4 protein-coding genes and 1 pseudogene are annotated in these 7,297 nt (G+C 40.9%); all 5 read left to right on the forward strand.

Annotated elements, in window-relative coordinates; translation table 11 throughout:
- The first annotated feature begins 280 nt into the window (after nt 1-280).
- The 5 genes and pseudogenes from HMPREF0083_RS05300 (at nt 281) to HMPREF0083_RS05320 (ending at nt 6,959) form a co-directional block, all read left to right on the forward strand.
- Nucleotides 281-2,887 (forward strand): annotated as a pseudogene (locus HMPREF0083_RS05300) (phosphoenolpyruvate synthase).
- 160 nt (nt 2,888-3,047) lie between these two features.
- A complete protein-coding gene (locus HMPREF0083_RS05305) occupies nt 3,048-3,299 on the forward strand; it encodes a hypothetical protein (RefSeq protein WP_021620083.1) in 252 nt (83 codons plus the stop codon).
- 136 nt (nt 3,300-3,435) lie between these two features.
- Nucleotides 3,436-3,954, forward strand: coding sequence for a DUF3231 family protein (locus tag HMPREF0083_RS05310; protein ID WP_040301581.1), 519 nt, complete (start codon nt 3,436-3,438; stop codon nt 3,952-3,954).
- A gap of 466 nt (nt 3,955-4,420) precedes the next feature.
- A complete protein-coding gene (locus tag HMPREF0083_RS05315) occupies nt 4,421-5,446 on the forward strand; it encodes a hypothetical protein (protein WP_021620085.1) in 1,026 nt (341 codons plus the stop codon).
- 379 nt (nt 5,447-5,825) lie between these two features.
- Nucleotides 5,826-6,959, forward strand: coding sequence for an acyl-CoA--6-aminopenicillanic acid acyl-transferase (locus HMPREF0083_RS05320; protein WP_021620087.1), 1,134 nt, complete (start codon nt 5,826-5,828; stop codon nt 6,957-6,959).
- Nucleotides 6,960-7,297: the final 338 nt, after the last annotated feature.

A 7,297-nucleotide genomic window follows, 5' to 3' on the forward strand; every position in this document is an offset into this window, starting at 1 on the left:
TTATACTGGATAATCAACACCCTTGGTAAAATATCTTTAATGTTTTGGCTTTTTCTCCTAAATTGCTCCATTAGGGGTATATCACATCGCCATCAAGCTGGAAAGGAAAAGCTAAGAATCGGGAACACTGATCATTTTCACGAATACCATCATTAATTCTATATAATTGATTAAAATCTTAATGTGTAAAGCATTATGTAAGCAAATTAATAAAAATTATTTGAAAAGGAAAACAAAATCCCTTTGCTGACTATGATCAATCGTGAGGGAGGAGTTAACAATGAAGAAATATGTATTGAATTTCAATGAAATTGATAAATCGGATCTAGCTTACGTAGGAGGAAAAGGCGCAAATCTAGGGGAGGCAACCAAGGCGAGTTTTCCTGTGCCCCAAGGATTTTGTGTGACTACAGAAGCCTATCGGCAATTCATTCAAACCAGTCCTGAAATGGAGGAATATTTTCGGCGTTTGGATCAGGTGCGTTATGATGATTTAAAGCAAATTCAAGAACTGGGATAACAGATTCGAGAACACCTTCAATCTCTTCCCATACCGGAAATAATCGAAACAGTGATCTTATCTGCTTTAGAAACCACGGGTATTCGAAAAGCCTATGCGGTACGTTCGAGTGCAACGGCTGAGGATTTACCTACCGCTTCCTTTGCGGGGCAGCAGGACACCTATTTGAACATCTGTGGATCGGAATCCGTTTTGAAAGCCGTACAAGATTGTTGGGCCTCTCTTTTTACTGACCGAGCCATCTCCTATCGGGCCAAAAATGGATTCCCCCACCGCTCCGTATTTCTCTCCGTGGTGGTTCAACATATGGTCTTTCCAGAGGTTTCTGGCATTATGTTTACGGCAGATCCCATCACAGGGCACCGCAATACCATATCCATTGATGCCAGTTACGGGTTAGGAGAGGCATTGGTATCAGGACTGGTGACGGCAGATTTGTATCAGGTTCGTTCGGAGCAAATCATTCATAAGACGATTTCAAAAAAGAAGATCGCCATCTATTCGGTTCCTGAAGGAGGAACGGTGACACAAGAACTCCCTCTGGAAAGACAAGAATCTCAGGCATTGCCAGATGAACGCATCCTCGCGTTGGCCCAATGGGGACAGAAAATCGAAGATTATTATGGTTCGGAACAAGACATTGAATGGGCATGGGCTGATGAGCAATTTTATATTCTTCAAAGTCGCCCGATTACCTCATTGTATCCTGTGCCAAAAGTAACTGACGATCAATTGCATGTTTTTCTTTCCTTTGGCCATATTCAAATGATGACCGATGCGATGAAACCCATGGGAATTTCAATTATGAGTAAGATCACGAAGTTTTTAACCGACTTACCCATTATACGATCAGCAGGGGGAAGGGTATTTGCTGATGTGACTAATGTTCTTTTGGTCAAGCCTGCCCGGAATCGAATGCTTAAAATAATGAGAGGAATGGATGAGGTGTTATCTTCAGCTCTTTCGGAGGTGAGTCAAAGGGATGAATTTCGTCATTCTCCTTTTTCAAAAAAGGACATGGCGAAGTTTATTCGGAAATTATATCCGATTCTCATGCCTGTAGCGGTCAAAATTATAGCTAATTTGAGGATTCGAGACCCAAAGAAAGCGAAGCTTCATGCTGAATTGTTGATAGAGCAAATTGTGAAGGAACAAGTGGAACAACTAAAGGCTGTTTCAGGAGCAGAAACGATTCGTCTTATCAGGCGAAAAATAGGAAGAATGGCTCCTGATGTGTTGGCGAAAGTTGCAGTTTATGTAGCCACAGGAGTAATTGCATCAGGAACTTTGGAAAAGGCACTCAAAAAGAAAGTTGGGGAAGAGCGCACTGCTTCTTTACTCAGCCAATTGTACAAGTCCTTACCGGGCAATGTGACGACAGAAATCGGTCAAAAATTAGGCGATCTTTCCGATATTGCAAGAAAGTACCCCGAGGTAGTTCGAATTTTGCAAGAAGCAAAGGATAATCAGTTTTATAAGGAACTAGGCACGGTTCAAGGCGGAGAAGAATTCAAAGCGGCCTTTGATCGTTTCCTTGAAGCATACGGAATGCGTTGTACAGGGGAAATTGACATTTCCAGATCGAGATGGAGAGAAGATCCGAGCCAGCTTGTCCCCTTCATTTTGAGCAACCTCCGAACTTCATCTGCCCGGGAACATCGGGAGAAATTCAGAAAAGGTGAAGTGGAAGCCGAGCAAGCAGGAAAAGAAATTGTTTCTTTATTTGGCTTCTTTGAAAGACGGAAAGTTGCAAGGCTGGTGGAGTTGTATCGCAATCTCATGGGAATGCGTGAACATCATAAATTTACTTTAGTTTTGCTGCTGGACCTTTACAAACGAGCTATGTTGCAGGAAGCTCAAACCTTAGTGAAAAAAGGTGTATTGGCAGATGAACATGATGTATTTTACTTTACGCTTGAAGAATTCATTGACTTGTTGGAGAATCGTTTTTCGGGTGATGTAACCGAATTTGTGGAGAAAAGAAAAGAAGAGTACGAACGGTATCAACAGTTGAACCCGCCGCGCCTCATGACCAGTGAAGGAGAAATAGTGACAGGGAAACCTCGTGAGGTGCAAGCGCCAGAAGGATCGCTTGTGGGCACCCCGGTTTCGGCAGGTGTGGTGGAAGGAGTGGCGCGGGTAATCCTTCGATTGGAAGATGCCAAACTTAATGCAGGGGAGATTTTAGTGGCTCCTTACACGGATCCCGGATGGACTCCACTCTTTACTTCGGCGGTGGGATTGATCACGGAAGTCGGTGGGATGATGACTCACGGTTCTGTGGTAGCACGTGAGTATGGCATTCCTGCTGTGGTGGGTATTGAAAAAGCCACAGAAATCATTAAAGACGGTTCGTATATTCGGTAGATGGAACAAAAGGGTACGTCGAGATACTAAGTGCGAACGATGAAAAAAATGTAGGATAGGGTACTTAAATCCCGCGTATCGTTGATGCCTCCGGACACTATTATGGAGCTGTGAGTAAAACATCTCTTATTGATCATACTAAACACAGCGGGGAAAAGTAATGGATTTATGTTGTACCGATGCACTTGTATGTGGTCCAGAGTTTCCGTTGGAAAATCTTAAGCACGATGCTTCTGCTATACCACATCGAACTATTGTTGTAGTAGACGATGGGGGATACTTTAAAGGGATTGTTCCAGATGTTCATTGGGCTGTTGATGAGGCGAAAGTGCAAAGTGGTTATCCCCGTAATCGGTTGGAGGTACGTATTCTATACACCTTATCTACCGCTGTTTTGAATGTGGAGGATTAAGACAAAGCTGTTGTTACTCCATTGTATAAATGTATCCAACAGGCATAAGCGTTTTTTCCTTTAACAACTCTAACATATTTTACTAAGGAGAACCTAAATGGAGCTTCATACCTTATCAAGTGTAGGGAGGACAATTATGGGAATTTTAAGTGGAAACCCACAAAATGAGCCAATGCATTATGGTGAAGTGGCTGGCGTATGGGCATATTTATTTACAACGAAATCACTCTATGCCGAATATCAAGTATTTCTAAATCATACTGGAGATGTTGACCTTCGAGATTTTATACAAGATGTAATTCGAGGTAAAAAACAGGAGATTGAGCAGGTTGAGAATTTATTAAAAGCAAATGGTGTGGCACTTCCACCTGCGCCTCCTGATCGTCCATCCGTTTCCATTGAACAAATTCCAGCAGGTGCAAGAATTAACGATCCAGAAATTGCAGGAGCTATCACAAGAGATATTGCTTTAGGATTAGTTTCTTGTAGTTCTATTATAGGACAATGTATTCGTGAAGACATTGCAGCCATGTTTGTCCAATATCATGCAAATAATTTACAATTAGGCGCAAGGCTTCTACGTTTGAACAAAGAAAAAGGATGGTTAATCCCCCCACCTCTTCATGTTCAGGCCCCGGAAGCCGTTCATGTTTAAACTAAAGCCTTTAAGCTGTTATCTCCAAACCATTCAAAATACTTTACAGCGTTAAGGAAATCTGGGCACAAAATCAGCCGGTTTTCGCCATTCTAAGGGTGTAACCGGCCTGATTTCTATTTTTGGGGTACCGAAAAATTTTAGCTTACTGGCGATGTGGATGAACTCCAATAAAAGAAATCATCGTAGGAAATAGTCAAACCAGCCTGAGGGCTGGTTTGTTTTATTCAATAAAGTCTAACGCTTTTGAAAATCTAATTTAATAACCTGGTTCGTAGCCCTTTTTCAGTTGCTTATTAAACCAAGCTTCTTCATTTATATTTCCCCCTTTGTAAACATTGATGATATGCTGTATCCTTTGTATATCCATCTGTAAAATTTCTCTTCCTTCATCCGTTAAAACATAGACTTTTCTTTAGACATCCTCCGTTCTAATTTCATGAAAATTCACTAAAGGAGTGAGAGAATGACTAAGTTATTGTTTAATCTGTGGAATGATTTGGATAAATTTGATTTGGGCGATTCTAATATTCGTCCAGGGGTATATCTTGGGCAAAAGGCAGCATATCTTGAAAAGACTGGATCTGCTATCTTTCTTCGTGACGAAATAACTTTTGATTGCTTTCGTCTTCAAGCGGAAGTAGCTATTCCAAAACAAGTGGGTTTTATAGGGCTTGTTTTCGGCGCCAAAGATTTACATAATTATGAGCTGGTTTATTTGGCGCCTGTCGAAATTCAATACGATCCGATTATGAATGATTCTATGACATGGCAAATTTATAATGGCCCTTTGTATCAAAAGCCTTTGCCGAATACTACTGGTAAATGGGTAAAATTTTCCATAGAAGTTCAACCGAATGGCGTAGCCGTCTATATGGGTGAAAATGCTTCTCCCCAACTTATAATTCCCAACCTTCAGCATGGAGGATTTGTTGGTAAAGTAGGGTTTTGGGGATATTTGCCCAGCTACATTCGTAATCTTTCTGTGGAGAAAATACAGCCGACGCCAATCATTAAAAGAGAAAAGAATTTGAAGCAACTGATAACCGAAACTTTTGTAACGGAATGGATGGTTTCAATGCCTTATTTAAAAGGTGAACAACCAGCAGCCGAAAATAATTGGACGAAAGCATTCGTTGAAGAAAATGGAACGCTTAACATAAACAGAATTCATAAGGTTGGACAAGGCATTTCTGTCCAAACAAAGAGTACTTTTACTATTCCTGAGGAGAAAGAAACTTTTTTAACTTTCGGTTTCAGCGATCATCTTCGCCTATGGGTTAATGAAGAAGAGATCTACCAAGGGGATTGGAGATGGAATCCTCCGGGCAGTGATGGGCGAATTCGATGTGATTTTGCCGGTATTCCGGTTCGCTGGCGGGCTGGTTTGAACACAATTTGTGCAGAAATAACACATGACGAGTTCTTTGGTTGGGGACTGAGTATAAAAACAGGATTGTCCGATATGTCATTCATCACAGATGAAAGTTGACTATACAGGCTTTAAAAATAAAGAGTGAAGTGCATCCCTTATAGTGGAATAGGAAAAATCCCGGAAATTTGATTCAAGGGGTGCATTTTTGTTTAACAGCAATAGGCGCCTGAAATTAGGAGATCGAACGCTTGTCTACATAGTACCTTTAGTTGGATATGGAGAAACCTATGAAATCACCGATGCTTATATTGGCATGAGCAGCATGAACTGTAACCTGAATAACGGATTTTTTTAAGTATCTATTATTGGGGTTGCAGTTTACATATAGTGGGTAATCAATAATCCCATAGACCTAATTTTTTTAATATGTTAAGATTACGACGAAAATTGAAGACATCTTGACTAGTAATTTTTATATGAGAAAGGGTTTGTGGATATGGAAAATAATGAAAAGAAAGAACCGATGATTTTTGATGTTCATGTGGCTGAAGGAAGCAATTATGAAGTGGGTAAACAACGGGCGATTACATTAAAAGAGAACTATCCGGATGATATTCCTTATTTTATTAGACCAATGGAAGGGCAGGATTATATATCCGCAGCAACTGCTCATAAGAGAATGATGTTGATTGACAAAATATGTCCTGGTTTTGTGGATGAAATACAAGGATTTGCTGATGAAGTAGGCACAGAGCCGGAAAAAATAATATGCTATGCGAATTCATATTACAATTCCCATAATTGCTGCCAATTTGCAGTGCTTCCTTCAAACACGAGCGATGGGCATTTTTATGTGGGGAGGAGCTATGAATATTTTGTAAGGGATGAAAGAAGTTTATGCATTACCCGGGTAACAGGAAAACCAAAGCATATTGGTTTTTCGTTACAAAATGCGGGAAGAATGGATGGGATGAATGAACATGGACTCGTCGTTTCAATGTCCAGTACTGCCTACTTAAAGCCACTTGATGGGAATGGATGTGAGTTCTGGGTCGCCATTCGTGCAATTTTAGATCGCTGTAAAGATGTTTATGAAGCGCAATGCTTGCTTGAAGAAATACCGTTATGTACGAATACGAATTTTTTGGTAGCGGATGCTGCTAATGATGTTTCTATTTTCGAGGTAGCAAGCTTTTCAGCAGACAAAAATAGAATTTCTGTGAGGAAACCAGTTGGTGGTTTATTGGTCGCCACAAATCATTATGTGAGCCATGAAATGAAAGAATTTGATGAACATCATTTTTGGCATTCTGAAATGCGCTATTCTTCTGTATGGAATTCATTATTACGAGATGCGCCTTATATCAATGATGAAAAGATAAGGAAATTGCTGTCCACTCCGTATCCATATGGTCCATGCTGCCATTTTTATTCAAATGGAATGGGGACACTTAGAAGTATGATATTTGATGTATCGGAAAAGAAGCTGAAGGTCAGCTTTGGTCCACCAGATATGAATCCATGGCATACTGTTGATATTGATGCACCGATCGAGCTTGAGGAGATTGTATGCAAGTATATTGATATGGATATTGAGAATCCAGAACAATTTTGGAGAGAGATGGACTGATGGATTGTTGCGCAGTCAGCACCCTATAGTAAGTTACACCTGATAGTTTGACATGATCACGTGGTTGGAAGGAGGGAATTCGGGAAAAAGAAGAGGTTGGATGCGCCCTGCGCTCTGGCAGAAGAAAGGCCAGCTGTCTTTTTCCGACCGTGCCCACCCACCGCCCTTCCGTCTTTTCTTACCTCCTACCACAAAAGTTTGTCGATGTATCAAACCAGATGTATATAGATACAACTCGTTCCAAGGGGACAACATAAAGCTCCAGATTCGGTACAAGGCAGTCTTCATCCAAACCAAGAGGGTGAATTTAACTTCCCTCCGAAAGAAGTCTCCCACTT

The organism is Aneurinibacillus aneurinilyticus ATCC 12856 (genome assembly GCF_000466385.1).
Classification (GTDB): domain Bacteria; phylum Bacillota; class Bacilli; order Aneurinibacillales; family Aneurinibacillaceae; genus Aneurinibacillus; species Aneurinibacillus aneurinilyticus.

What these genes read in the sequence shown, in the direction of transcription:
- HMPREF0083_RS05320 (WP_021620087.1), top strand. Translation starts at nt 5,826, where the DNA reads ATGGAAAATAATGAAAAGAAAGAACCGATGATTTTTGATGTTCATGTG.
- HMPREF0083_RS05305 (WP_021620083.1), top strand. Translation starts at nt 3,048, where the DNA reads ATGGATTTATGTTGTACCGATGCACTTGTATGTGGTCCAGAGTTTCCG.
- HMPREF0083_RS05310 (WP_040301581.1), top strand. Translation starts at nt 3,436, where the DNA reads ATGGGAATTTTAAGTGGAAACCCACAAAATGAGCCAATGCATTATGGT.
- HMPREF0083_RS05315 (WP_021620085.1), top strand. Translation starts at nt 4,421, where the DNA reads ATGACTAAGTTATTGTTTAATCTGTGGAATGATTTGGATAAATTTGAT.